This window comes from Amycolatopsis sp. NPDC051373 (assembly GCF_040689465.1).
In the GTDB taxonomy this organism is placed as follows: domain Bacteria; phylum Actinomycetota; class Actinomycetes; order Mycobacteriales; family Pseudonocardiaceae; genus Amycolatopsis.
Window position 1 is genome coordinate 126,925 of record NZ_JBFBAE010000023.1, and the last position, 23,042, is coordinate 149,966.

Annotated in this window: 22 protein-coding genes; 8 read left to right on the forward strand and 14 right to left on the reverse strand. The window is 69.2% G+C overall.

Going from position 1 to position 23,042, the window contains the following annotated elements; genetic code table 11:
- The first annotated feature begins 275 nt into the window (after nucleotides 1–275).
- From AB0383_RS35520 to AB0383_RS35540, 5 genes are all read left to right on the forward strand, one after another.
- Nucleotides 276–1,235: a substrate-binding domain-containing protein gene (locus tag AB0383_RS35520; RefSeq protein ID WP_364186267.1), complete on the forward strand. Its 960-nt coding sequence runs from the start codon at nucleotides 276–278 to the stop codon at nucleotides 1,233–1,235.
- 75 nt (nucleotides 1,236–1,310) lie between these two features.
- Nucleotides 1,311–2,846, forward strand: coding sequence for a sugar ABC transporter ATP-binding protein (locus AB0383_RS35525; protein WP_366189635.1), 1,536 nt, complete (start codon nucleotides 1,311–1,313; stop codon nucleotides 2,844–2,846).
- Nucleotides 2,843–3,886 carry an ABC transporter permease gene (locus AB0383_RS35530; protein ID WP_255638722.1) on the forward strand — a complete coding sequence of 348 codons (1,044 nt, stop codon included), beginning with the start codon at nucleotides 2,843–2,845 and terminating at the stop codon, nucleotides 3,884–3,886. The genes AB0383_RS35525 and AB0383_RS35530 overlap by 4 nt, the downstream gene beginning before the upstream one ends.
- A 1-nt stretch (nucleotide 3,887) precedes the next feature.
- Nucleotides 3,888–4,565: an FCD domain-containing protein gene (locus AB0383_RS35535; protein WP_364186264.1), complete on the forward strand. Its 678-nt coding sequence runs from the start codon at nucleotides 3,888–3,890 to the stop codon at nucleotides 4,563–4,565.
- Nucleotides 4,566–4,657: 92 nt separating this feature from the next.
- Complete coding sequence (locus tag AB0383_RS35540) at nucleotides 4,658–5,752, forward strand: glycoside hydrolase family 88 protein (RefSeq protein ID WP_366189636.1); 1,095 nt, start codon at nucleotides 4,658–4,660, stop codon at nucleotides 5,750–5,752.
- A 50-nt stretch (nucleotides 5,753–5,802) separates the two neighbouring features.
- Here AB0383_RS35540 and AB0383_RS35545 read toward each other — a convergent pair whose 3' ends face one another.
- The 6 genes from AB0383_RS35545 to AB0383_RS35570 all read right to left on the reverse strand — a co-directional run bounded on the left by AB0383_RS35545 (nucleotide 5,803) and on the right by AB0383_RS35570 (nucleotide 11,653).
- The gene (locus AB0383_RS35545) at nucleotides 5,803–7,122 is read right to left on the reverse strand and encodes a DNA polymerase IV (protein WP_366189637.1); all 1,320 of its coding nucleotides are present in this window, start codon (nucleotides 7,120–7,122) and stop codon (nucleotides 5,803–5,805) included.
- A gap of 1 nt (nucleotide 7,123) precedes the next feature.
- Nucleotides 7,124–7,441, reverse strand: a complete 318-nt coding sequence (locus tag AB0383_RS35550; protein ID WP_220246822.1) for a transcriptional regulator — start codon at nucleotides 7,439–7,441, stop codon at nucleotides 7,124–7,126.
- Entirely contained in the window at nucleotides 7,438–8,070 is a 633-nt protein-coding gene (locus AB0383_RS35555) for a hypothetical protein (RefSeq protein WP_366189665.1), read from the reverse strand. Before AB0383_RS35555 ends, AB0383_RS35550 begins: the two co-directional genes overlap by 4 nt.
- A 184-nt stretch (nucleotides 8,071–8,254) precedes the next feature.
- Complete coding sequence (locus AB0383_RS35560; protein ID WP_364186258.1) at nucleotides 8,255–8,989, reverse strand: ABC transporter permease; 735 nt, start codon at nucleotides 8,987–8,989, stop codon at nucleotides 8,255–8,257.
- A complete protein-coding gene (locus tag AB0383_RS35565) occupies nucleotides 8,986–9,900 on the reverse strand; it encodes an ABC transporter ATP-binding protein (protein ID WP_364186257.1) in 915 nt (304 codons plus the stop codon). Before AB0383_RS35565 ends, AB0383_RS35560 begins: the two co-directional genes overlap by 4 nt.
- Nucleotides 9,901–10,084: 184 nt before the next feature.
- Nucleotides 10,085–11,653, reverse strand: coding sequence for an alpha/beta hydrolase (locus AB0383_RS35570; protein WP_366189638.1), 1,569 nt, complete (start codon nucleotides 11,651–11,653; stop codon nucleotides 10,085–10,087).
- 282 nt (nucleotides 11,654–11,935) lie between these two features.
- Here AB0383_RS35570 and AB0383_RS35575 point away from each other — a divergent pair, with 282 nt between their 5' ends.
- On the forward strand, nucleotides 11,936–13,105 hold the full coding sequence (locus tag AB0383_RS35575) for a macrolide family glycosyltransferase (RefSeq protein ID WP_366189639.1): 1,170 nt from the start codon (nucleotides 11,936–11,938) through the stop codon (nucleotides 13,103–13,105).
- Nucleotides 13,106–13,161: 56 nt separating this feature from the next.
- On the opposite strand, the gene AB0383_RS35580 is transcribed toward AB0383_RS35575, so the two are convergent.
- From AB0383_RS35580 to AB0383_RS35595, 4 genes are read right to left on the reverse strand one after another with little or no spacing between them, the layout of a single operon-like run.
- Nucleotides 13,162–14,886, reverse strand: coding sequence for an aminotransferase class V-fold PLP-dependent enzyme (locus AB0383_RS35580; protein ID WP_366189640.1), 1,725 nt, complete (start codon nucleotides 14,884–14,886; stop codon nucleotides 13,162–13,164).
- Nucleotides 14,883–15,650, reverse strand: coding sequence for an amino acid ABC transporter ATP-binding protein (locus AB0383_RS35585; protein ID WP_366189641.1), 768 nt, complete (start codon nucleotides 15,648–15,650; stop codon nucleotides 14,883–14,885). The genes AB0383_RS35580 and AB0383_RS35585 overlap by 4 nt, the downstream gene beginning before the upstream one ends.
- On the reverse strand, nucleotides 15,643–16,536 hold the full coding sequence (locus tag AB0383_RS35590) for an amino acid ABC transporter permease (protein WP_364186248.1): 894 nt from the start codon (nucleotides 16,534–16,536) through the stop codon (nucleotides 15,643–15,645). Before AB0383_RS35590 ends, AB0383_RS35585 begins: the two co-directional genes overlap by 8 nt.
- Complete coding sequence (locus AB0383_RS35595) at nucleotides 16,523–17,485, reverse strand: ABC transporter substrate-binding protein (protein WP_366189642.1); 963 nt, start codon at nucleotides 17,483–17,485, stop codon at nucleotides 16,523–16,525. Before AB0383_RS35595 ends, AB0383_RS35590 begins: the two co-directional genes overlap by 14 nt.
- Nucleotides 17,486–17,583: 98 nt before the next feature.
- On the opposite strand from AB0383_RS35595, the gene AB0383_RS35600 reads away from it, so the two are divergent.
- Complete coding sequence (locus AB0383_RS35600; protein ID WP_366189643.1) at nucleotides 17,584–18,564, forward strand: Gfo/Idh/MocA family oxidoreductase; 981 nt, start codon at nucleotides 17,584–17,586, stop codon at nucleotides 18,562–18,564.
- Here the strand turns inward: AB0383_RS35600 and AB0383_RS35605 are convergent.
- Entirely contained in the window at nucleotides 18,522–19,061 is a 540-nt protein-coding gene (locus tag AB0383_RS35605; protein WP_364186319.1) for an NADAR family protein, read from the reverse strand. The genes AB0383_RS35600 and AB0383_RS35605 overlap by 43 nt on opposite strands.
- A 1,108-nt stretch (nucleotides 19,062–20,169) precedes the next feature.
- Nucleotides 20,170–20,475: a hypothetical protein gene (locus AB0383_RS35610; protein ID WP_366189645.1), complete on the reverse strand. Its 306-nt coding sequence runs from the start codon at nucleotides 20,473–20,475 to the stop codon at nucleotides 20,170–20,172.
- Nucleotides 20,476–20,540: 65 nt separating this feature from the next.
- On the opposite strand from AB0383_RS35610, the gene AB0383_RS35615 reads away from it, so the two are divergent.
- Nucleotides 20,541–20,942, forward strand: a complete 402-nt coding sequence (locus AB0383_RS35615) for a pyridoxamine 5'-phosphate oxidase family protein (RefSeq protein WP_364186241.1) — start codon at nucleotides 20,541–20,543, stop codon at nucleotides 20,940–20,942.
- On the opposite strand, the gene AB0383_RS35620 is transcribed toward AB0383_RS35615, so the two are convergent.
- Nucleotides 20,939–21,478 (reverse strand): TetR/AcrR family transcriptional regulator, encoded by a 540-nt coding sequence (locus tag AB0383_RS35620; protein WP_366189646.1) that lies wholly within the window; start codon nucleotides 21,476–21,478, stop codon nucleotides 20,939–20,941. The genes AB0383_RS35615 and AB0383_RS35620 overlap by 4 nt on opposite strands.
- On the reverse strand, nucleotides 21,478–23,037 hold the full coding sequence (locus AB0383_RS35625) for a long-chain-fatty-acid--CoA ligase (RefSeq protein ID WP_366189647.1): 1,560 nt from the start codon (nucleotides 23,035–23,037) through the stop codon (nucleotides 21,478–21,480). Before AB0383_RS35625 ends, AB0383_RS35620 begins: the two co-directional genes overlap by 1 nt.
- Between the last annotated feature and the right edge of the window lie 5 nt (nucleotides 23,038–23,042).

A 23,042-nucleotide genomic window follows, 5' to 3' on the forward strand; every position in this document is an offset into this window, starting at 1 on the left:
AGCACGGAGCAACAAACCCTGGTCAGTCAGGAAAAAATACGATAATTAGCCCGCCAACCACCAGGCGGAAAATCACTCTCCGTAGGTATCCATCCGCTAACTGCGGCAGATCCCGTGGTTGACGTCACCCGATCAAGTGTCTTGTAATACGAGTCACGCGGAATTCACGCCCACGCAACAGTCGTCCTCGGCCCCAATGGGAGCACTCGATGTCCACATACCCGCACAGGTCACGTACCTGGAGCGTTGTTGGTTGTTGTTTGGTTGCCGGTGCAGTGTTGGCCGGATGCTCCTCCGGCAAGGACACCGCCGCGCCCGCGCAGCAGGCGCCGACGAACGGCAAGATCACGCTGTACTACCTGCAGAAGCAGGGTGACCAGCAGTACTTCGTGGAGCAGGCGCAGGGCGCCCAGGCGGAGGCGAAGGAGCTGGGTGTCGACCTCAAGGTCGTGAACCTCGGCCAGGACGCCAACAAGGCCATCACCGAACTCGACGCCGCGGTCGCGCAGGGCGCCAACGGCGTCGCCATCGTGGTGCCGGACCAGGCCATCGGCCCCGAGGTCATCGACAAGGCCAAGAGCGCCGGCATCCCGATCATCGCGTCGGACGACGTGATCAAGGACGGCACCGGCAAGGCCGCCGCGTTCGTCGGCTTCAACGGCACGCAGATGGGCACCTCGGTCGGCCAGGAGGCCGCCAAGCTGTTCAAGGCCGCCGGCTGGTCCGCCGCCGACACCAAGGTGATCAGCGCCTACAAGCAGGACCTCACCGTGTGCACCGACCGCGTCAACGGCGCCAAGGCCGCGTTCGACAAGGACTCCGGCGCCCAGGTGCAGGTGATCAACGTCGGCACCGACAACTCCCCCGTCGACGCGCAGAACCGCGCCGGCGCCGTGATCAGCTCCAACCCGGGCGTGAAGCACTGGGTCGTGTGGGGCTGCAACGACGAGAACGAGACCGGCGTCGTCACCGCGCTCGCCAACTCCGGAGTCGGCGCGAACGACATCATCGGTGTGGGCCTCGGCGCCTACCTCGACTGCAAGGACTGGGCTGCGGGCAAGGACACCGGCAACAAGTCCTCGCTCTACATCTCGGGCGCCGAGGTCGGCAAGAGCGCGATCCAGGTCCTCGTCGACAAGGTCAAGAACGGCAAGGACCTCCCGGCCGAGACGATCGCCAAGACCACGATGGTGAACAAGGACAACTTCAAGGCGGCCGGCGTCAACTGCACCTGACCCGACCGCGGCCCGGGGGTGTCCACTCGCGACACCCCCGGGCTCTCCTGTGAGGAAGGCTGAGGAAGGCTCACCATGGGCAGTTCCACGGCGCTCATCGCCGAGGGCATCGGCAAGCGCTTCTCCGGCGTCACCGCGCTCGACGACGTGACGCTGGAGTTCCACTCCGGCGAGGTGCTCGCGCTGATGGGCGAGAACGGCGCCGGCAAGTCGACGCTGCTGCGCGTGCTTTCGGGCGACCACGAGCCCAGCGACGGCACTCTGCGGGTCGACGGCGAGCCGGTGGTGTTCGACAACCCGCGCGCCGCGATGGCCGCGGGCGTGCGCGTGATCTACCAGGAACCGGAGATCATCCCGCACGTCTCGGTGGCGGAGAACGTGTTCGTGGGCGAGCTGCCCTCGCGCGCCCGCGTGTTCAGCCGTCGCACGCTCAACCAGCGCACGCACGAAGCACTCGTCGAATACGGCTTCGAAGGCGTGCTCGACCCCGCCACGCTCGGCAGCAAGCTCTCGGCCGCGCAGCGCCAGCTCGTCGAGATCCTGCGGGTGCTCACCGCGGCCACCCCGCCGCGCGTGATCGCCTTCGACGAGCCCACCTCGTCGCTCTCGGAGCACGAGGTCGACGCGCTGTTCCGGCTCATCCGCCGGCTGCGCGACTCCGGCGTGGCCGTGGTCTACGTGTCGCACCGCATGAAGGAGATCTTCCAGCTCGCCGACCGCGTGGCCGTGCTGCGCGACGGCAAGCTCGTCGGCGTGCAGCAGGCCGCGGAGTCCGACGAGAACCAGCTGGTGCGCATGATGATCGGCCGCGACCTCTCCGCGCTGGAGCGGCGCGAGACGGCTGACACCGGCGAGGTCGTGCTGCGCCTGAACCACGTGACCACCGATGACGTCACCGACGTCTCGTTCGAGGTGCGCGCCGGTGAGGTCGTGTGCCTGGCCGGGCTCGTCGGCGCCGGGCGCTCCGAGCTGGCGCGCGCGATCGTCGGCGACCTGCCCGTGCGCTCGGGAACCCTCGAGCTGGACGGGAAACCGTTCAAGGCCCGCACGCCCGGCGACGCCGTGAAGGCGGGCATCGGGTTCGCGCCCGAGGAACGCAAGACCGACGCGTTGCTGATGCAGCGTTCGGTGCGCGACAACGTCTCCATCGCCGTGCTCGACCGCCTCCGCCGCTTCCGCGTGATCAAGCGGGGGAAGGAGCGCGAGCTCGTGGCGGAGTACATCCGCGAGCTTCGCGTGCGCACGCCGTCGATGGAGCAGGAGGTGCGCAAGCTCTCCGGCGGCAACCAGCAGAAGGCCGTGCTCGCGCGCTGGCTCGCCCGCCGTCCGCAGCTGCTGATCCTCGACGAGCCCACTCGCGGCGTCGACGTCGGCGCGAAGGCCGAGATCTACCGCATCATCGACGGTCTCGCCGCCGAAGGCGTCGCCCTGCTCGTGATCTCATCCGACCTGCCCGAGGTGCTCGCGCTGGCCGACCGCATCGTCGTGATGCGGGCCGGGCGCGTCGCGGGCCAGGTGAGCCGCGACGACGCGACCGAAGAAGCCGTACTGACCCTGGCCATCCCGGCGACGGAGCCGGCCGCCGAAGACATCCAGGAGGTGGGGGCGTGAGCACCCCGACCCGGCCCAGCCCCGCGCAGGAGCAGCCGACCGAACAGCCCGACCCGCACCGGGTGTCCACCGCACGCAAGGTGCTCAACGGCATCGGCGTGCAGAACAGCAGCCTGATCATCACGCTCGTGGTGCTCGTCGTGCTGCTCTCCACGCTGAACGACAACTTCTTCCGCACCAACAACCTGCTGCTCATCGGCAGCGCGATCACCATCATGGGCCTGCTGTCGCTGGTGCAGACGCTGGTGATCATCCTCGGCGCGCTCGACATCTCGGTCGGCTCGATGGCCGGGCTCGCGTCGGTGATCTCGGCGATGGCCTTCACGTCCACCGGCAGCTCGATCGTCGGCATCCTCGCCGCGGTCGGCACCGGCATCCTGTGCGGTCTGGTCAACGGCCTGATCATCATCTTCGGCCGGGTGAACCCGGTCGTCGCCACGCTGGCCACGCTCGCCACGTACAAGGGCATCGCGCAGGTCGTGTCCGACGGCAAGGCGCAGGGCTACACGGGCGCCGACGACCTGTTCATCTTCCTGGCCAAGGGAAGCGTGCTCGGGCTGCCGACGCTGGTGTGGGTGTTCCTGATCGTGGCGGCGGTGCTGCACTTCCTGCTGAAGTACACCGACATCGGCCGCAACGTGTTCGCCATCGGCGGCAACGACACGGCCGCGCGCCTGGCCGGCATCAACATCAACCGCTACATCATCGGCGTCTACGCGCTCGTCGGCGTGGTCGCGGCCATCGCGGGCGTGCTGATCACGGCGCGCACGGGCTCGGGCCAGCCGACGTCCGGTTCCGAAGGCCTCGAACTGCAGGCCGTCACGGGTGCGGCGCTCGGCGGCACGATGCTCAAGGGCGGCAAGGGATCCATCGTCTCCACGGTGCTGGCGGTGTTCATCCTCGGCGTGCTCGACAACGGCATGTCGGGCCTGGGCATCAACCAGTTCTGGCAGAACGTGGCCCACGGCGCGCTGCTCGTGGTCGCCGTCGTGCTGCAGCAGCTGCGCAGCGGGGAGCGCCGCGTCGGTCTTCCGGCCTGACGTGGGCGCCGACGGGGCCGGGCTGCACGCCCGCATCGTCGACGCGCTCGGCCGGCTGATCGTCGAAGGGGCACTGCCCACGGGCGAGCCGATCGTGCCCGAGGACATCGGGCGCCGCTTCTCCGCCTCCCGGACGGTGGTCCGGGAGGCCTTGCGGGTCCTGGAGTCGAAGGGGCTCGTGGCCGCGCGACCGCGCGTCGGCACATGGCCGCAGCCACCGGAGACGTGGAACGCGATCGACCCCGACGTGATCGCCTGGCGCGTCAGCGGCCCGGATTCGCCGCGGCAGCTGCACGACCTGATGGAGCTGCGCCACCTCGTGGAGCCGCAGGCCGCGCGGCTGGCGGCCCGGCACCGGGCGCCGGACGAGCTCTCCGCGCTGGCGGCGGCGTACGAGCTGATGACCGACGCCGTCGAACGCGAGGACACCGAGGCGTTCACCGAGGCCGACACGCTGTTCCACGCCGCACTCGTGCGAGCCGCGGGCAACGCGTTGCTCACCCAGCTGCAGGTGCCGGTCGTCGCCGCCCTGCGGGCTGCACCCGAGCCGACGGCGGGCACGCTCGTGGCGCACTCGCGCGTGCTCACCACCGTGCTCTCGAAGAACGCCGACGGAGCGGAGAACGCCGCCCGACGGCTGCTGGAAACCGTTGCGGCGTACCGCTCACCGGCACCTTGACACGCCCAGTGGTCCACACCATAGTCCGTGATCGACCGGCCACCGATCACGATGGCCTCCGCCGCCATGAGCTGCTTGAGGAGGACGCACCCATGCGTTTCCCGGGAATCCGCGGTTTCGCCGTGCTCGCGGCGGCGGTGACGGCCGGTGGGCTGGCACCGGCAGCCGTGGCGAGTGCGGCACCGGCGGCGCCGGCCGCGCAGTGCTCGGTCGCCGACGCGATGGTGAAGGCCGGTGACTACTGGGTCGCCCACGGGACGAACCTCGCGCCGGCCGATTGGCAGAACGCGACGTTCCACGTGGGCAACCTCGCCGTGGTCCGCACGACCGGCGTGTCCAACCACCAGACCCTGCCGTGGGGCGAGGCCAACAACTACCTGCTGCCCACGACCCCGGGGCAGCCGTTCTCGCCCGAGGACGAGGCCGCGGGCGAGGCCTACCTCGACCTGTACACCTACTTCCACCCCGACCCGCCGATCCTCGCCGACCTGCGTTCGCGCCTGGCCGACGAGGTCGCGAGCGTGCAGGCCGGGCACCCGGGCTACTGGGACCACGTGAGCGCGCTGAACATGGCGATGCCCTCGTTCGCCCGCATCGGCGTGATGGACTCCTCGGAGCCGACGCTCGCCGCGATGCAGAAGCTGTTCCAGCACACGGAGAAGAGCCTGTTCGACGAGTTCTCCGGCCTGTGGCGCACCGACGCGCACTCGCTGTCGTACTGGTCGCAGGGCAACGGCTGGGCGTTGGCCGCCCTGACAAAGGTGCTGCAGGTGCTGCCCGCGAACGACCCGCGGCGACCGGAGTACCTGCGCGTGTTCAAGAAGATGGCGACGACGCTGAGCGTCCTGCAGCGGCCGGACGGCTTCTGGAACGCCAACCTGCTCAACCCGTTCGGCGGCCCGGAGAGCAGCGGCACGTCGCTGATCACCTACGGCCTCGCGTGGGGCGTCAACGCGGGTGTCCTCGACAGCCGCTGGTTCACACCGGTGGTCGACCGGGCGTGGAAGTCCTTGTCCACCAAGGCGGAGACCACCGACGGCTTCGTCGGCTACGTCCAGCCGAAGACCGACGGACCGGGTTCGGCCAAGGCCACCGACACTTCGGCCGCCGGCGTCGGCGCGTTCCTCCTGGCCGGTCAGCAGGTCGCCGACCTCACCCCAGGTTGCGCTCTGCCGTCTGCCAGCTGAGGTGCTTTGGGTGAAGGGGTCGCCACTCTGGCAGTGGCGGCCCCTTCCGTCTACTTGAGACAGTCCTGGGGGTCGCCTCGGGTCAGCGCCGGGTCGGTCTGCTCGAACGTCTTCGCCACGCCCGGGCCGGAAGTCCGTGTCTCGAAGCGCACGGTCACGCGGCCGTGGCCCGCGCCCTGGACCCAGCCGGTGCCGAACTCCGGGTGGACCACGTCGTCGCCCGGGCGCCAGCCGCTCGACGACACCGGCGCCGACCCACCCGGCGACGGGACCACGGCCACGACGGGTTCAGGCGAATTCCCAGGCACGGCAAGTGTGAACAACGCGTCCTGATGTGGCACGGAAAGGCCGCTGAACGCCACCCCGACCAGCCGCACGCCGCCGAACTCCTGCGGGTCCAGCAACAACCGCTCGGCCGTGGCGGCGAGCTGGTTGAGGTCGTCGGTGGGCGAGGCCGTGGTTTCCGACCGCGTCACCGTGCTCATGTCCGTGTGCCGCAGCTTGATCACGACCGTGCGCGCGACCCGGCCCGCCTTCACCAGCCGCGAATGCGCCCCCGCCGCGATCTTGCGCACCTCCGCCCGCAGCCGGCCCAGGTCCACGATGTCGACGTCGAACGTCGTCTCCGCGCTGACCTGCTTGGCCTCCCCACGCTCGGCCACGGGCCGGGCGTCCGTGCCGCCCGCGAGCTTGCGCAGCTCTCGCCCGACCACGCCGCCCAGCGTCGCCACCGCGTCCGGCTCCGACAACGCCGCCAGCTCCCCCAGCGTCAGCACGCCGATCGTGCGCAGCTTCGCCTCCGCCACCGGCCCGATCCCCCACAACGCCCGCACCGGCAACGGCGCCAGAAACTCCCGTTCGGTGCCCGGCGGCACCACGAGCAGCCCGTCCGGCTTCGCCCGATCCGAGCCGATCTTCGCGACCTGTTTGCCCGTGCCGGCCCCGATCGACGCCGTCAGCCCCGTCTCCGCACGAATCCGCGCCCGCAGGTCCTCCGCGAACCGCGTCACCTCGTCCACCGACGCGCCGGCCAGCGAAGGCGGCTCCGCGAAAGCCTCGTCGAGGGAAATCCGCTCCAGCACCGGCGCCACGTCCGCGACGATCTCGAAGACCTGCTTGCTCAACGTCTCGTACAACCGGAACCGCGGCGGCAGGACGACCGCGCCCGGCGGCAACAGCCGCCGCGCCTGCGACATCGGCATCGCCGAACGCGCGCCGTACTCACGGGATTCGTAGCTCGCCCCGGCAACGACACCACGCGGCCCCGTGCCGCCGACGACGACCGCGCGGCCCCGCAGCGTCGGGCGCGTGAGCTGCTCGACCGAGGCGTAGAACGCGTCCAGGTCGAGGTGGACGACCCAGCGGGTCACGTCAGCTCCCGCCGGTCGCGTCCAGCAGGCGGTGCAACGCCGTCGTGTAGGACTCGAAAGCCGCGCGGCCCTTGGCAGTCAGCTTCACGAGCGTGACGGGCGTGCGGTGCTCGTAGGCCTTGGTGATCTCCACGTACTCGGCGTCTTCGAGCTTGCGCAGGTGCGTGGAGAGGTTGCCGGCCGTCATGTCGAGCAGCTGCTGCAGCCTCGGGAAGGTGATCTGGTCGCCGTGGTGCAGCCCGGCGAGCGCGACGGTGACGCGCAGCCTGGCCTGGGCGTGGATCACCGGGTCGAGCTCCGGCAGGCTCGCCTCGGTCACCGGTCGGCCACTCGCGTCGGACCGGAGCGCCGTTCCCGGATGAAGTACACGAGCGATGCCACGAGGAACCCGCCGCCGCCAGCCAGCGACAGCACGAGGAAGTTGCCCGGCACGCCCACGAGCACACTCGCGCCGCCGCAGACGACGATCCACGCGCCGAAGCCGTACTGCAGCTTGTCCTGCCACAGCATCCCGCCCGCGAGGTACAGGACGCCGGTCAGCAGCAGCGACGTGCCCGACCACAGCAGCGAGATCGTGTGCGGGTCGAGGTCACCCAGGTTCATCACCCGGATGTTGATCAGCGACAGCGCGGCGAACGAGATCATCCAGCTCCAGCCGTACATCGCGCCGGTGCGGCGCGACGGGCCGCGGATCCCGCGGCTGATGCGGCTGCCGTAGTAGGCGGAGTACACGATCGCAGCCACGAACAGCACCGCGACCACGATCCCCGCGACCCACCCGGGCATGAGCGGCCTCGCGTGGCTGTCGTCGGCCAGGTACACCAGCCCCCAGCCGACCAGCCACGTGAAGGCCCAGACGCCGAGCAGACGCGCCGGGCTGGCCCCCAGCTCCCGGCGCGTCCGCTCGTTCTGCCGGGCGATGAGGTTCAGCGACTCGGCGGCCGACATCGGCTGCTCTTCGTCGTCATCCACCTTGCTTCGCCCTCCCACCGTGCTGACCCCTATGCAGCACGGAAGCTACTGTGCCGCTGGTTACCAATCCGACCACAGTCACGGCGGGAAGGGCTGCCACACACGGTAACGTCCAGTTCCGTGCCCGCCTACTTCTGGTCGGATTGGTAACAGCCGTCAACTAGCTGACCTTGGCCGTGTCCAACCGGAACCGTCGCACCACGACGATGGCTGGCACCACCAGCCACGCCGCCAGCACACCCACCGCGAGTCCCAGACCACCTGAGTGCGTCACCGGCAGCGTGCCGACCTTGCCGAGCCAGTACGTCGGGAAGAAGTGCGCCACCGTGGTCATCCAGCCGGGCATGATCGACAGCGGCATCCACAACCCGCCGAATACCCCGAGCGGCAGCATCAACGCGCCCGTCATGGCGCCGACCGTGTCGCCCTTGCCGAACAGCCCCAGCAGCAGACCCAGCACTGCGAACGGCAACGCGCCGAGCCACAGCGACACCGCGGCGAGCGCCCACTGCGAGGCCGTCATGTCGACTCCGCGCAGCGCGCCGGCCACGAAGATCACCAGCAGCACGGGCAAGGCCATCGCCATGGCGGACGCGATCTTCACGAGCACGTAGTCCGGCGCGCGCATCGGCGTGAGGCGCAGCTGCCGTTGCCAGCCGTCGGTGCGTTCGGTGGCCACTCGGGTGCCGGTGAAGAGGGCCCCACTCAAGGCGCCGTACGCACCCATGTTGATCATCGTCGTGGTGCTCGCCCGGACCCCGTCCGGGCCGACGTAGTCGCCGAACAGGCCGCCGAAGAGCAGGAACATGCCCAGCGGCACGGCGATCGTGAACAGCGCGAACTGCGGGCTGCGCACGATCCGGACGATTTCCAGGCGCAGGTAAACGAGGTTCATCGCAGGGCTCCTTCCGGTTCGTCGGTGTGCTGGTCGCCGGTCAGGGCAAGGAAGGCTTCTTCCAGACCGACGGCGGTGATCTCGATGTCGCTCGCGTCCGGGAACGTGGTGAGCAGCGCGCGGATCGCGAGGTCGGAATCGACGCACGCCAGCTCCGCGCGGCCACCCTGGACGCGCGCGGTCGTGACCCCGGCGAGCGCCGCCAGCTCGGCCTCGCTCGCACCGGGCACCACGGCCCGCAGCACGCGTCCGGACACGGCGGCGCGGACCTCGGCGACCGTGCCGTCGGCGACCACGCGGCCGTGGCGCACGAGCACCACGCGGTCGGCGTAGTCCTCGGCCTCGGCCAGGTAGTGCGTGGCGAACAGCACCGTGCGGCCGCCTGCGCTGAACTCGCGCATCGAGGCCCAGAACGAGCGCCGGCCGTCCACGTCCATGGCTGCGGTCGGCTCGTCGAGCACGAGCAGCTCGGGGTCACCGGCCAGGGCCAGCGCGTAGCGCACCCGCTGCAGCTGGCCGCCGGAAAGCTTGCCGCAGCGGCGGTTCGCGAAGTCCGTGATGCCCGCGCGTTCGAAGACCTCCGCGGCCGCCAAGGGCTTGCGGTACATCGAGCGCATCAGCCCGACGAGCTCCGCCGGAGTCGTGTCGCGCAGCAGGAAGCCGTTCTGCACCATCGCGGCCATGCGCCCGGCGTCGACGGCCGCCCGCGCGTCTCCGCCGAACACCCGCACCTCGCCCGCGTCGGGCCGCGTGAGCCCGAGCAGCATGTCGATGGTGGTCGACTTACCGGCACCGTTGGGGCCGAGCAGCGCCACGACCTCGCCGCGGCTGACCTCGAGGGTCAGCTCCTCGACGGCGTGCACCGGCCCGAACCGTTTCGTCAGGCCTCTCAGACCGAACGCCTCACTCATCCCGTCCCCCATCGACTTTGCGTTGCAAACCTGCTGAGGAACTTTGTAACACAAACCTCGTTGCGATGAAAAGTCCTACGCGCCGCGAACTTGGTTCATCAAGGTCTTTAGAGGGCCTTGGAAACGACGAAGCGCCGGGCGGGGACAGTGCCCCACCCGGCGCTTCGGCCGGTGTTTCAGCTGGTCAGAGGTGACCCAGCAGCGGAAGCAGGTCCGCCTTGGCCTTCGCCTGCGCGGACGCCGACGGGGCCGGTTGCGGCTGCGGCAGCGGCGCGCACTCAACGTCGGCGGTACGGCCCGGCTTGCGGGCCGGCAGGGCGCCGGTCGCCAGGTAGTCCGCGATCTTGGTGTCCACGCACGCGTTGCCGCGCGGCGTGATGGCGTGGCTCGTGCCACCCGGCTCCGCGATCAGCGACGCACCCGGGAAGCGGCTGCGGACCTCGAGGCTGCCCTCATACGGCGTGGCCGCGTCGAGCGTCTCGTCGATCATCAGCACGCTCTGCACACCCTTGCCGTTGACCTGCACGGGCTTGCTCGCCTTCGCGGGCCAGTAGACGCAGGGCGCGTTGAACCAGGCGTTCTGCCAGGTGAAGTACGGCGCCTTGAGGAAGGTCTTCCAGTTGTCGAGGCGCCACTGGTTCCAGTTGGTCGGCCACTGCACGTCGGTGCACTGCACGCCGAGGTACACGGCGTAACCGTTGTCGCTGTCGGATTCGTAGAGCGCCTTGACGCCCGTCGGGTCGCCCTTGGTCACGATCGCCGACAGCGCGTCGGCCACGTCCAGCCAGGTCAGCTGGTAGTAGCCGGCCTGCTGGATCACGTCGGTCAGCTCGTCGGGCCCGATCTGGCCGCCCGCGGGCTTGAGCGAGAGCTTCACCAGCTCACGGTCGACGGTCGCCTTCACCGAGGCCTGCGTCTTGCCCAGGTGGTAGGTGCTGTCGTACTTGGCGAGCCAGCCGAACCAGATGTTGATGTTGCGATCGAACGCCACATCCTGGTTCAGGTTCGCTTGGTACCAGACGTCGCGCGGGTCCACCGTCGAGTCGAGCACCATGCGGCGCACGCGCTGCGGGAACATCGTGCCGTAGACCTGGCCGAGGTAGGTGCCGTAGGAGTAGCCGTAGAAGTTGATCTTGTCGGCACCCAGGGCGGCGCGGATGGAGTCCATGTCGCGCACCGAGTCGGTGGTCTTCAGGTTGTCGAGCAGCGCCTTCGGGTTCTTCTTGGCGCAGTCCTCGGCGTAGCCCTTGGCGCGGTTGAGCCACGCCTTCTCGAGGCTCGGCGTGAACGGCACGTACGAGGGCCGGTCGAAGCTCGTGTAGCTGTTGTCGCACGAGAGCGCGGGCTTGCTGGAGCCGACGCCGCGCGGGTCGAAGCCGATCCAGTCGTACGCGTCGCCCGCGTGGTTGGGCACGTTGGCTCCGACGCGCGAAAGCGTCAGGCCCGAGCCGCCGGGGCCACCGGGGTTGGTGAGCATGACGCCCTGGTACTGCGCGTCCGGCGTCTTGTGCTTGATGCGGCTGACGGCGAGCTGCGCCTTCTGGCCGCCCGGGTTGCTGTAGTCCAGGGGCACGGTCACGAAACCGCACTCGGCACCGGCCGCCTTGAGGCCGGCGTTGTCGCACTGACCCCACGCCACGGGCGGCGGGGTGTAGGCGGCGGGGGCGGTGGCCGGCGCCGCTGACGCGACGGGCGCGGTGACCAGCGAGGCCAGCGTCGCGACGGCGACTGCCGCGAAGACAGCACGTCTCACGGGAGTTCCTTCTCTGTCGGGGTTCTCGTCTGTCGGGTCCGCCAGACGTTAGTCGCCTCGGCCGCGCCCGGCCGGTTGATCGCGGCGCTCTGCCCGATAGTCCCTACGAAAGGTGGACGTCGGAAATTCGGTTGGTCCCCGCGCCGGGTCGCCGTTACGGTGGCCACCATGACGATCTTCCAGCGCTTGCGGCAGCTCTAGCCCCGGCGTGACTCTTCACGGCCGCGCGTTCGCGGCCGTCTTCCCTGCGCGCCGCGTCCTCCCCCTTTGACGGAGTCGTTCATGCGCGAACACATCGTGATGGTCGGTACCACCGCACCGAGCCACATCTACCCGTCCCTCGGCGTCATCACCGAACTCGTGCGGCGCGGGCACCGGGTGAGCTACGTGGTGGGCTCGCCTCTCGAATCACTGGTCGCCCCCACTGGCGCCCACGTCGTGACCCACCCGACCCTCCTGCCCCTCGGCGAGGCCGGCGTGTGGCCCGAAGACCCGGCCGACGCCATGCGCGTCTTCCTGGACGAGGCGATCGCCGTGCACCCGCAACTGCTGTCGACGTTCGACGACGACCGCCCCGGCCTGGTCCTCTACGACATCGGCGGCCTCGGCGCGCCCCTGCTCGGGTCCCGCTACGGGGTGCCCGCCGTGCAGCTGTCGCCCACGCTCGTCGCATGGGAGGGCTACGACGAGGACATGGCGTCGGTGATGGACCCGATCAAGGCGTCACCGTCCGGTGTGGACTACGCCCGCACGATGACCGCGTGGCTGCGGGAAAACGGCGAGACCGAGGAGGCGTGGACCTGGCTGTCCCACCCACCTCGCGTGCTGTCGCTGATCCCGCGGGCGATGCAGCCCAACGCCTCCCGGGTCGGCTCGCACGTCCAGTTCGTCGGGCCGTGCCTGTCGCCGGATCGACTGGCCGAGTCGTGGACGCCGCCGTCGTCGGGGAAACCGGTGCTGCTGGTTTCGTTCGGGACGGCGTTCACCGACCAGCTGCCGGTGTACCGGGCTTGTTTGGAGGCGTTCACGGACTCGCCTTGGCATCTCGTGATGTCGATCGGCGCTTTCGTGTCCGCTTCGGACCTGGGCCCGCTGCCACCGTCGTTCGAGGTGCACTCCCGCGTCCCGCAGCTGGCGGTGCTGTCGGCGGCCTCGGCCTTCGTCACGCACGCCGGAATGGGCAGCTGCACCGAAGCCCTGTGGTACGGCGTCCCCACGGTGGCCATCCCGCAGGCCGCCGACCAGTTCGGCAACGCGGCGCAACTGGAGACCCTCGGCGTGGGGCGGCACCTGCCTGCTTCGTCGGTGACCGCCGCCGCTTTGCGCTCGGCGGTGGACGAGGTCGCGGGCTCCGCCGAGGTGGCCTCTCGACTGTCGTCGCTGTCCACGGAAATCCGCGCCCACGGCGGCATCCCGGCGGCGGCTGATGCGGTGGAGGCGTTCTTGAAGTGAGGTGTCCGGGGGTCCCGGCGTCGGTCAGGGACCCCCGTCAACCCAGCCGGCGGCGGTCAGGCTCTGATCTCGTTCAGGTAGTTGTAGATCGTGTACCGGGTCACGTCCAGGTGAGTGGCCAGGTGGTCCACCGCGTCCTTGATGAGGAAGAACCCCGCCTCGTCGAGTTCGCGCACGACGGCGGCCTTGTGGCGCTTCTTCATGAGGTCCACGGGGATGCCCGCCTTGCCGATGGCGCGTTCGACCAGGAAGCGTTGCAGGCTGTCGACGTCGGGTGGGAAGGTCTCGGGCCGCGAGGAAGCCGCGTCCGAGGACGGTGACGTTTCGCTGTTCACGCAGAGGCAGCCGACCGCCACGCCGTCGGCGTCGCGGAGGAAGAGGGTGGACGAGCGGATCGCGCGGCCGTCCGGGCCGTGGGTGCGGTAGTTGGTCAGGTCCTGCGTGGTGCCGCGGCGGACGAGGCCGAGCAGGAGGTCCGTCATGGGCCCGCCGGCGGCGCGGCCGGTGACGTCGCCCGCGATGGCGACGATGGAGTCGGGCAGGCGGGACAGGTCGTGGAGCAGGACCTCGTTGCCGGGGCCCAGCATGGCGGCCAGGCCGTCGACGGCGGGGATCAGGGCGGCGAGCAACGCGTGTGTCGCACCACCCGAAACCGCCGAAGGAAAAGTCACCGAGGTACGCGGGCGCAGGAGACCGTCCAAAGCGGACCGGACGGCCTCGGCGGCGGAAACCGGCGTTGACGCGTGCGGCGAGAGGCGGACGTGTTCCGGCCGGACCGTCGCGGCGATGCCGGCCGCCGACAAAGCAGCACCCACCTGTTCCGCCGGGTGGCCGGGCAGCTCGAAGGCCAGGATCCCCGCCCGGCGGTCCACAGCGGACACGACCGAAGCGCCCAGCGACAGCAGCACTTCCTCCAAGGCGTCCACGCGTTCGCCGATCCGGCGGGCGATCGCCCCGACGCCCGCCTCCTCCACCAGCTCCAGAGCCGCCGCGAAGGCACCGGACGTAATCGGGCTCAGGTTCGAGATCGACCAGCCCGCGGCGGTCGTGTCGGCGGGGTGGATCTCGTCGTCGAACAGGCCGGGGTCGCGCGCGCCCGTCCAGCCGGACAGGATCGGGTCCATGCGCTCCAGCGCACGGTCGGACAGCACCGCGAAGCCCGTGCCCCAGCCGGCGCGCAGCCACTTCTGGCCGCCGACCACGAGCACGTCCGCGGCCTCCCACGGCGCCTCGATCACGCCGAAGCCCTGGATCCCGTCGACGACCAGCAGCCGATCGCCCACGACCTCGCGCAACGCGGCGAGGTCGGCGCGGTAGCCGGAGCGGAAGTCGACGGCGCTCACCGACACCACCGTCGTCTCGGCCGTCAGCGCTTCGGCAACCCGGGAAGGAGTGACGAACCCGGCCGGCAAGCGGCGGACCCGCACCCGCCCGGCCTGGGAAGCACGAGCCCACGGATACGTGTTCGCCGGGAACTCTCCCGCCGAGACCAGTACCTCGCCGTGGGAATTGAACGCCGCCTGAAACAACCCCAGGCTCGTGTGCGGCAGCAGCACGGTGTGGTCGGTGTCGCTCCCGCACAGCCGCGCCGCGGCCGCCTTCGCGCGCGTCTCCTGGCGCATCAGCTCGTCCACAGTGGACGGGCCGGCCTTCGTCGCCGCTTCCAGCAGGTTCGCCGTGGTGTCGAGCACGGCGTGCGACGGCGGCCCGAACCGCGCGAAGTCGAGGTAGCCGGCAGGCTCGTCGAACTGCAGGAGGTACCGGGGCGAGATCCGCGTCACGAGAGGACCCGCGCGAGGAACTGGCGGGTGCGCTCGTGCGCCGGGTTCTTCAGCACGGTCTCGGGCGGGCCCGTCTCGACCACCGCGCCGTCGGCGAGGAACACCACCTCGTCGGCCGCCTCGGCAGCGAAGGCCATTTCGTGCGTCACGACCACCATCGTCATTCCCTCCCGCGCCAACGTACCCATCACCGCCAGCACCTCCCCCACCAGCTCCGGGTCGAGCGCCGACGTCGGCTCGTCGAACAGCATCAGCTTCGGCTTCATCGCCAGCGACCGCGCGATCGCCACGCGCTGCTGCTGCCCGCCGGAAAGCTGCGCCGGGTGCGCGTCCGCGCGATGGGCCAGCCCCACGCGGTCCAACAGCTCCAACGCCTCCTCGCGGGCCCGCGACGGGTTCATCCCGAGCACCCGCACCGGTCCCTCGACCACGTTCTCCAGCGCCGTCCGGTGCCCGAACAGGTTGAACCGCTGGAACACCATGCCGATGTCCCGCCGTTGGCGAGCGACGTCCTTTTCGCGCAGTTCATACAGCTTCCCGCCGCGCAGCCGGAAGCCGATCGGCTCGCCGTCCACCCACACCTGTCCGGCGTCGATGGTTTCGAGGTGGTTGAGGCACCGGAGAAAAGTGCTCTTGCCCGCCCCCGACGGCCCGAGCAAACAGACCACCTGCCCCCGGTGCACCTCGAGGTCGATGCCCCTGAGCACCTCGGTACTCCCGTAGCTCTTGCGCACCCCGACCGCGCGCAGCAATGGGTCAGACACGGGCACTCCTCACCAACGGCATCCCCCGCAATGCCTTCCCCACCCTCGCCGCGGGCCCGCGATCGGCGGCGCCGAACGAGCGTTCCAGGTAGTGCTGCCCGACGCCGGCCACCGTCACCACGACCATGTACCAGATCGCGGCGGCGATGAGCGTTTCCATCACCAGCAGGTTGTTGGACGAGATGTTGTTGGCCGCGTGGATCAGCTCGGTCACGCCGATCACCGACGCCATCGACGTGCCCTTGAGCATGTTGATGAAGTCGTTGCCGGTCGGCGGGATGATCACGCGCATGGCCTGCGGCAGCACCACCCGCCGCAGCGTCGCGCCCGGCGTCATGCCGATGGACTTCGCGGCCTCCGTCTGCCCGAGGTCCACACTGGTCAGACCCGCGCGCACGATCTCGGCCATGTAGGCACTCTCGTTCAACGCCAAGCCGAGCAGAGCCGCGGTGAACGCGCTGATCAGCACGTTCGTCTGCTCGTGGACGAGGTAACCGCCGAAGGGCAGCGGGATCGAGATCGTCGGGAAGATCAGCGCGAGGTTGTACCAGATGAGGATCTGCAGCAGCACCGGAAGCCCGCGGAACAGCCAGATGTACGCGGCCGCGAACCACTTCGCCACCGGGTTGGCGCTGCGGCGCAACAGGGCGATCAGGATGCCGAGCACGATGGCCACGGCCTGCGAGATCACCGCGAGCACCACCGTGTTGAGCAGACCGACGGCCATCACCCGGTAGAACACGAAGTCGGGCACCGAGTCCCACTCGATCTGGGCCTGCGCGAGCGCGAACCCCAGCAGCACGAGCAGGGCGACGATGACCACGCCCGAAACCCAGCGGCCCCAGTGCTTCAGCCGGACGATCGGCAGCGGCTCAGCTCCCGCCATTGACGGCCGCCTCCTTGACCGCGCCCTGCTCCACGCCCCAGGCCTGCAGGATCTTGCCGTACGTGCCGTCGGCGACGAGCTCCTGCAGCGCCTGCTTCACGGCGTCGCGCAGCTTCGTGTTGGTCTTGGTGAAGCCGATGCCGTACGGCCCGCCCCCGATCGGCGCGCCCGGCACGACCTCGAAGAACTTGCCGTCACCCGCGGTTCGCGAGATGTAGACGGCGCTGGGCAGGTCGTTGAGAATCGCGGCGACGCGGCCGGTGCGCAGCTGGTTCTGGTTCTGCGTGTCGGAGTCGGTGGCCGTGACGGTGATCGCCGGCTTGCCCGCCTGCGTGCACTTGGCGCTCTGCGCGGCGGCGAACTTTTGGTGGCTCGTGCCCTGCACCACGGCGACGTTCTTGCCGCACAACGTGTCCGGGCCCGTGATGCCGTCGGGGTTGCCCTTGCGGACCATGATCGTGATGCCGGAGGAGAAGTAGTCGACGAAGTCGATCTGCTGCTGGCGCTCCTTCGTGTCGTTCATCGCGGCCATGGTCAGGTCCACGCGGCCGGACTGCAGGCTCGTGATCAGGGAGCCGAACGCCATGTCCTCATACGACACCGAAACGCCCAGCTTCGCGCCGATCGCCTTCGCCAGGTCCACCTCGTAGCCGATCGGCGTCTTGCCGTCGCTCGAGTAGAAGTTGTTGGGCGCCGACTGGATGTTCGACGCGAGGTGCAGCGTCTTGGCCTGCGTGACGGCCGACGGCAGGGCGGCGGTGAGCTGCGCGTCCGCCTTTACGGCGGCGATCAGCGCGGCGTTGTCCGGGATGGGCGAGGCTCCTCCGCCGGCCGGCTGCCGCGTGCCGCCGGCGCCGTCGGGACCACCTCCGCAGGCCGCGGTGACGAGGGCGAGCGCACCGGTCAGCAGGGCAGCCTGCCAGGCGCGGGTACGGGACGGCGACGGCATCGGGGACCTCCAGGACGTCGGGTTGGGCGGAACGGTACAACTGGTTGTTGAAGTGGTCAACAGACAGTTGAAGTCCGCTGGTTCGCTAAAGTTCGATCATGCGCATCGGAGTGCTCGGAGCCGCGGGAATCGTCCCGGAAGCTTTGCTCAAGCCGGCCCGGGAGAACCCGGACGTCGACATCGCGGCGATCGCGGCGCGCGACATCTCGCGCGCCCACGAGTTCGCCACGAAGCACCGCATCCCCGAAGTACACGCGACCTACGAAGAGTTGCTCGCGGACCCGTCCATCGACGCCGTGTACAACCCGACGCCCAACGGCCTCCACGGCCGCTGGACCCTTGCCGCCCTGGCCGCCGGCAAGCACGTGCTCTGCGAGAAACCCTTCACCGCCAACGCTTCCGAGGCCCGCCTGGTTGCCGACGCGGCCGAAGCGGCCGGGCTTGTGGTCATGGAGGCCTTCCACTACCGCTACCACCCGTTCACGCGGCGCATGGAGGAACTGCTGGCGTCCGGCGAGCTGGGCGAGGTGCAGCACATCGAGACCGCGGTGTGCTTCCCGCTGCCGCGCTTCAAGGACATCCGCTACAACCCGTCCCTGGCGGGCGGCGCGACCATGGACGCGGGCTGCTACGCCGTCCACATGGCACGCGTCCTGGGCGGCGCGACCCCCACTGTCGTCGACGCTCGCGCCAAGCTGCGCTCCCCGGAAATCGACCGCGCCATGACGGCGTCCTTGCGCTTCCCGTCCGGCGCGACGGGCCGCGTGCGCGCCTCGCTGTGGTCGTCGGACGTCCTGCGCATCAGCGCCCGCGTCGTCTGCAGCGTTGGCGAACTGCGGGCGATCAACCCGCTCTCACCGCAGTTCTGGCACCGCCTGTCCATTCGACGCGGCGATTCCCGCTCAGTGGAACGCTTCTCCCACCGGCCCTCGTACGCCCACCAACTGGACGCCTTCGCCGACGCAGTGTTGCGCGACGTGCCGAGCCTGACGCCCCCATCGGACGCCATCGAAACCATGACCGTCGTCGACGCGATCTACGAGGCCGCCGGCTTGCGCCCTCGCGTCCCCACGTCCTGACGCACCTTCATCAACGCGAACCCCAGCAGGTTGAGCCCCCGCCACGCGCGGGGCTCACCCACGCGCTGGTCGTCCGGCGCCAGCCCGATCCCCCACACCCGATCCACCGGACTCGCCTCGACGAGCACGCGCTCCCCCGTGTTGGCCAGGAACTCGGCCAGCCCGGCGTTCTGCCCGAACTTCGCCACGTTCCCCTCGACAACAATGTCGAACCGGTTGGCGTTCCACACTTCGTCGTTGAACCCTCTGACTTCACGACCCAGGGCCTTCGCCGCTCCGGGATGCCTCGCGGCTCGGATGCGCTCCGCCGTGGAGTCGTCTCCGAAGAGGGTTGCCTTTCGCCACATCATGAAGTGCTCGGCGGTCGCGAAGAGCCGACCGTCCACCTCGAATCCAGCCGGCCACCACTGACTGAGGCACCCGGCCCCAATCCGCCCACCCGGGTCCGGCCGGTGCCCCCAGAAGGGCAGGTACTTGAAACGCCGCCCCCGGTCCAAGGCACGACAGAGCTCATCGAACGTCCGCGGCTGTGGTCCCATACGGACAGTGTGGACGAGGTCGGGGAGTTTTGCCCGGGGTTTTCGCAGGTTGACGGCCTGGAGGCTGGGGTTCAGGGGAACGGGGGCAGCTGGATGGGGGATGGGATTTTATCGCTGAGTGGGATATGGAATGGGGTGCAGTTGGGGAGTTCGGTGGTGTGAGGCTGGGGAGGGTCTGTGGTGGGGTGGTTGATTCGCGGTGGGATTCGAGCGGTTCGGCCCATGCTTGACAACGCGATTTGACCCACCGCGGCAACGCTGGGCGACTCACCAGGCAATGCTGACCGACCAGCCCCGGCAATGCGACGCGGCCCACTCCCCAAGACCTAACGCGACGCACCCCAGCAACGCGAGTTGACCCACCTCTCGCAACACAACTCAACCCATCCCCTACGACTCAAGGCACCCGTACCAACAACGCAACGCAACACGGCCTCCGAAACGGAGCCCCCTTCCCGACCACCCCTGGTTCCTCACCACACAAGCCACACCCTTCCCCCACCACAAAACGCAACAGGCCCTCCCAACCGCGGGAGACCTCCCACCCCCCTCCCCTTTCCCTCCCGGCTCCCCGACAAGAAGCCTCAGCGCGGTTCGGGGCTGGTTGTCAAGGTACGCTTTCCCGCCTTGACAACCAGCCCCGAACCGTAGCCACAATTGTCGGCTTCGGGGAGCTCTCGTCGAGCTTCTTTTTCTTTTCGCCGAAGGCGATGCTCTTCAGGAAAGAAAAAGACCCGCCTACGGCGGAAAAGAACTGCACATATCACCACCCCGATTTTTCTATCGTTCTACGGTGCTCGCTTTGTGTCAAGGCTGGAAAGCGTACCTTGACACAAAGCGAGCACCTAGAGAAGGTAAAGAATCGGGGGGGCGCCGGGGGAAAGGATGTTGAAGGAGTCTTCGTTGCAGTCCTAGTGGGGGCTTGGCAATGCAACGACATCCGCACAACCAAGCAGATGGCTCGGGAATGCCAAGCGGCCGCTTAGCCTTCGGCCGCACCTTCAAACCAGTCGCCGATGTTCTTCCAGGTAAACGCCAGCTTCCAAGACTCGTCGCCGGCAAGCCATCAGCGGCCGCGGCAGTGATCTTGTCGCGGGAAACAGTCAGCGTCTGGTAATGACGGGAAGGGGGCGCCATCGCGATACCCAAGCTGATAAGTGCCATTGGGGGTATACCAAACCTGCCAGTAGGTGTTCTCGACACCACCATCGAGAATCAGGTGACCGCCGCGGGGCAGGGATTCCATTACAGCAGCGATGTTGTTCTCGGTGGGGTTCTCCAGGTTGAGGCCGGCGGACGTCTCCATCGTTACCGAGGTGATCACCTCTCGGGTCGCTGCGGTCGAGCCGAAGGATATCGCTGCGACGAGCATTGACCGGTGCACGTGAACCCCATCCCCCACCGAAGCCATCCGCGCCGCCAGCTAGCGTGGCCGGTATGGAGATCGATCTGACCGCCCGCAGCGACGAGTTCCGGGCCTTTTGGACCGAGCGGAGGCTGGCCTCGCTGACCACGGTCCGGCCGGACGGCACGCCGCACGTCGTGGCGGTGGGAGTCACCGTCGACTTCGAGGCCGGCGTAGCGAGGGTCATCACGTTTTCCGACTCCCACAAGGCGCGCCTCGCCAAGGCCGCGGGCGAGAGTGGCGTAGCGGCGGCGGTCTGCCAGCTCGAAGGCCCCGTCTGGTCCACGCTGGAAGGACTCATGGTCCTCCGCGACGACCCGGAAGCCGTCAAGGATGCCGAAAACCGGTACGCCGCGAGGTACCGTCAGCCGAAGCCGAATCCCAAGCGGGTGGTGTTGGAGATCCGCGTCAGGAAGGTCATCGGCAACGCCTAGCCGCGGGCGTGCACCAGCCAGGTGTACTCCGCGATCAAGGCGGCGAGGTCCGTGTCCTCACCGGCGGCCGCGAGTTGCTGGTGTCCCACGAGCATCGCCAGGCCGAGGGCGGTGAGGGTGCGAGCGAGGGCGGCGTCCCCGACCAATCCCTTGACTGCCCGCCCCACGGTCTTCAGCCGGGCGTCGTCCACCCGCTTCTGGGCCGCGCGCACGGCCTCGTCGTTGGCCGCCCAGGCACGGATCGCGGCCTCGGCCTTGTGGTGCAGGCCGAGCGTCAGTTCCATGAGCGCCGCGAAGTCAGCGGCAGGGCCGGCGCGGCCGAACGAACCCGAGGCCAGGATCAAAACCTGCCGGTTCTCCCAAAAGACCAGTAGATCCTCGACGAACGCCGACCAGCCGCCGAAATGGTGATAAAAGGATCCGCTCGTCACACCCAAATCGCGGCACAAACGGCCGACGTTCAAACCGGCGAAACCATCCCCGGCGAGCACGCCGAGCGCTGCTTCGAAGTACTGCTCCCGGGTCACCGCGGCCATCAGACGTTGCGGTCCCGATCCCGCCAATAGGGCTCCCGCAGTGAGCGCTTGAGGATCTTCCCCGTCGCGTTGCGCGGCAATGCTTCGAGAACGTCAACGCTGCCCGGGCACTTGAAGTGCGCCAATCGCTTCCGGCAGAACTCCAGCAGCTTGTCCACGTCGAGCACCTCGCCCGGCACCGGCGCGACAACGGCCTTCACCTGCTCGCCCCACCGTTCGTCCGGCACGCCGATCACGGCGACCTCCGCGACGCCGGGGAACTCGGCCACCACGCGCTCCACCTCGGGCGAATAGACGTTCTCGCCACCGGTGATGATCATGTCCTTCACGCGGTCTTCGAGAAATACAAACCCACCGTCATCGACGCGGCCGATGTCGCCCGTGCGCACCCAGCCGTCGACGATCGTCTCGGCGGAGGCTTCGGGTTTGCCCAGGTAGCCCGACATCCGCTGGTCCGTGCGGATCCACACCTCGCCCGACTCGGTGTCCGCCAACGTCGCCGGGTCGACGATCCGGACCTCGACCCCGGGCACCGGCGTGCCGGCCGAAGCCAGACGCTCGGGGCGAGACGCGTCGCGGTGCGCGACGCCGTCGAGAGTGGTCACGGCGCCGGACAACTCAGTCATGCCGTACACCTGCACGAACTCCATGTCCGGCCAGGCGGCCAACGCCGTGCGCAGCAGCGGGAGCGGCATCGGCGAAGCGCCGTAACCGAGGTACTTCAGCCGGGAGAACCCGGCGATCGCCTGTTCCCCCGCCTGCACGATCGCGCCGACCACCGCCGGCACGAGGAAGGCGTGCGTCGCCCCCGCGGCCAGGGCGCCGAACAGCGACGGGGCGTCCGGTTCGCGGGTCATGATCGTCGGCAGGCCGGTGAGGAAACCCAGGATGGCGTAACAGGTTCCGCCGACGTGGAACAGCGGCATCGCCACGAGGTTCTTGTCGCCGTCGGCCATCGGGAAGGCCGTGCCCACGGCGGTGCCGTGCTTCAGCACACTGCGGTGAGTGAGCACCGCGCCCTTCGGGAATCCCGTGGTACCGCTGGTGTACATCACGAGCACGCCATCGTCCTCGGTCACCGGCGGCAAGTCCACAGAGGACGGATCGCCCGCCGACACCAGAGCCTCGAAAGCGCCGGACTCCCCGCCCACGACAACGAACCGCCGCAAAGCAGGAAGCCGATCCCGGATCTCCTCCAGAACCGGCACCAGCTCCGCCCCGACGAACACGATCTCCGCACCGGAATCCGCGAGGATGTAAGCCAGTTCGTCGGGCGAAAGCCGCCAGTTCACGATCGCGTTGGCCGCTCCCAGCGCCGCCACCGCGAAGGACACCTCAAGGCACGCCGGGTGGTTCTTGTCCACGAACGCCACCCGGTCGCCGCGCCCGACGCCGTCGGCCGCCAGCGCCGCCGACAGCCGCCGCACGCGCTCGTCGAACTGCGCCCAGGTCCGCGTCACGCCGCCGAAGGTCACCGCCGGCTCGTCGCCCCGTTCGCGCGCCCAGTGTTCGAGCACGTCTCCCAGCAGACGGAAGTCGGGACGTTCGTCGACAGCCATGCAGC

Bases quoted from the DNA above. Each gene is read 5' to 3' on its own strand.
- AB0383_RS35525 (WP_366189635.1), top strand. From the start codon at position 1,311: ATGGGCAGTTCCACGGCGCTCATCGCCGAGGGCATCGGCAAGCGCTTC.
- AB0383_RS35540 (WP_366189636.1), top strand. From the start codon at position 4,658: ATGCGTTTCCCGGGAATCCGCGGTTTCGCCGTGCTCGCGGCGGCGGTG.
- AB0383_RS35555 (WP_366189665.1), bottom strand. From the start codon at position 8,070: ATGTCGGCCGCCGAGTCGCTGAACCTCATCGCCCGGCAGAACGAGCGG.
- AB0383_RS35560 (WP_364186258.1), bottom strand. From the start codon at position 8,989: ATGAACCTCGTTTACCTGCGCCTGGAAATCGTCCGGATCGTGCGCAGC.
- AB0383_RS35565 (WP_364186257.1), bottom strand. From the start codon at position 9,900: ATGAGTGAGGCGTTCGGTCTGAGAGGCCTGACGAAACGGTTCGGGCCG.
- AB0383_RS35575 (WP_366189639.1), top strand. From the start codon at position 11,936: ATGCGCGAACACATCGTGATGGTCGGTACCACCGCACCGAGCCACATC.
- AB0383_RS35590 (WP_364186248.1), bottom strand. From the start codon at position 16,536: ATGGCGGGAGCTGAGCCGCTGCCGATCGTCCGGCTGAAGCACTGGGGC.
- AB0383_RS35595 (WP_366189642.1), bottom strand. From the start codon at position 17,485: ATGCCGTCGCCGTCCCGTACCCGCGCCTGGCAGGCTGCCCTGCTGACC.
- AB0383_RS35600 (WP_366189643.1), top strand. From the start codon at position 17,584: ATGCGCATCGGAGTGCTCGGAGCCGCGGGAATCGTCCCGGAAGCTTTG.
- AB0383_RS35610 (WP_366189645.1), bottom strand. From the start codon at position 20,475: ATGCTCGTCGCAGCGATATCCTTCGGCTCGACCGCAGCGACCCGAGAG.
- AB0383_RS35615 (WP_364186241.1), top strand. From the start codon at position 20,541: ATGGAGATCGATCTGACCGCCCGCAGCGACGAGTTCCGGGCCTTTTGG.
- AB0383_RS35620 (WP_366189646.1), bottom strand. From the start codon at position 21,478: ATGGCCGCGGTGACCCGGGAGCAGTACTTCGAAGCAGCGCTCGGCGTG.
- AB0383_RS35625 (WP_366189647.1), bottom strand. From the start codon at position 23,037: ATGGCTGTCGACGAACGTCCCGACTTCCGTCTGCTGGGAGACGTGCTC.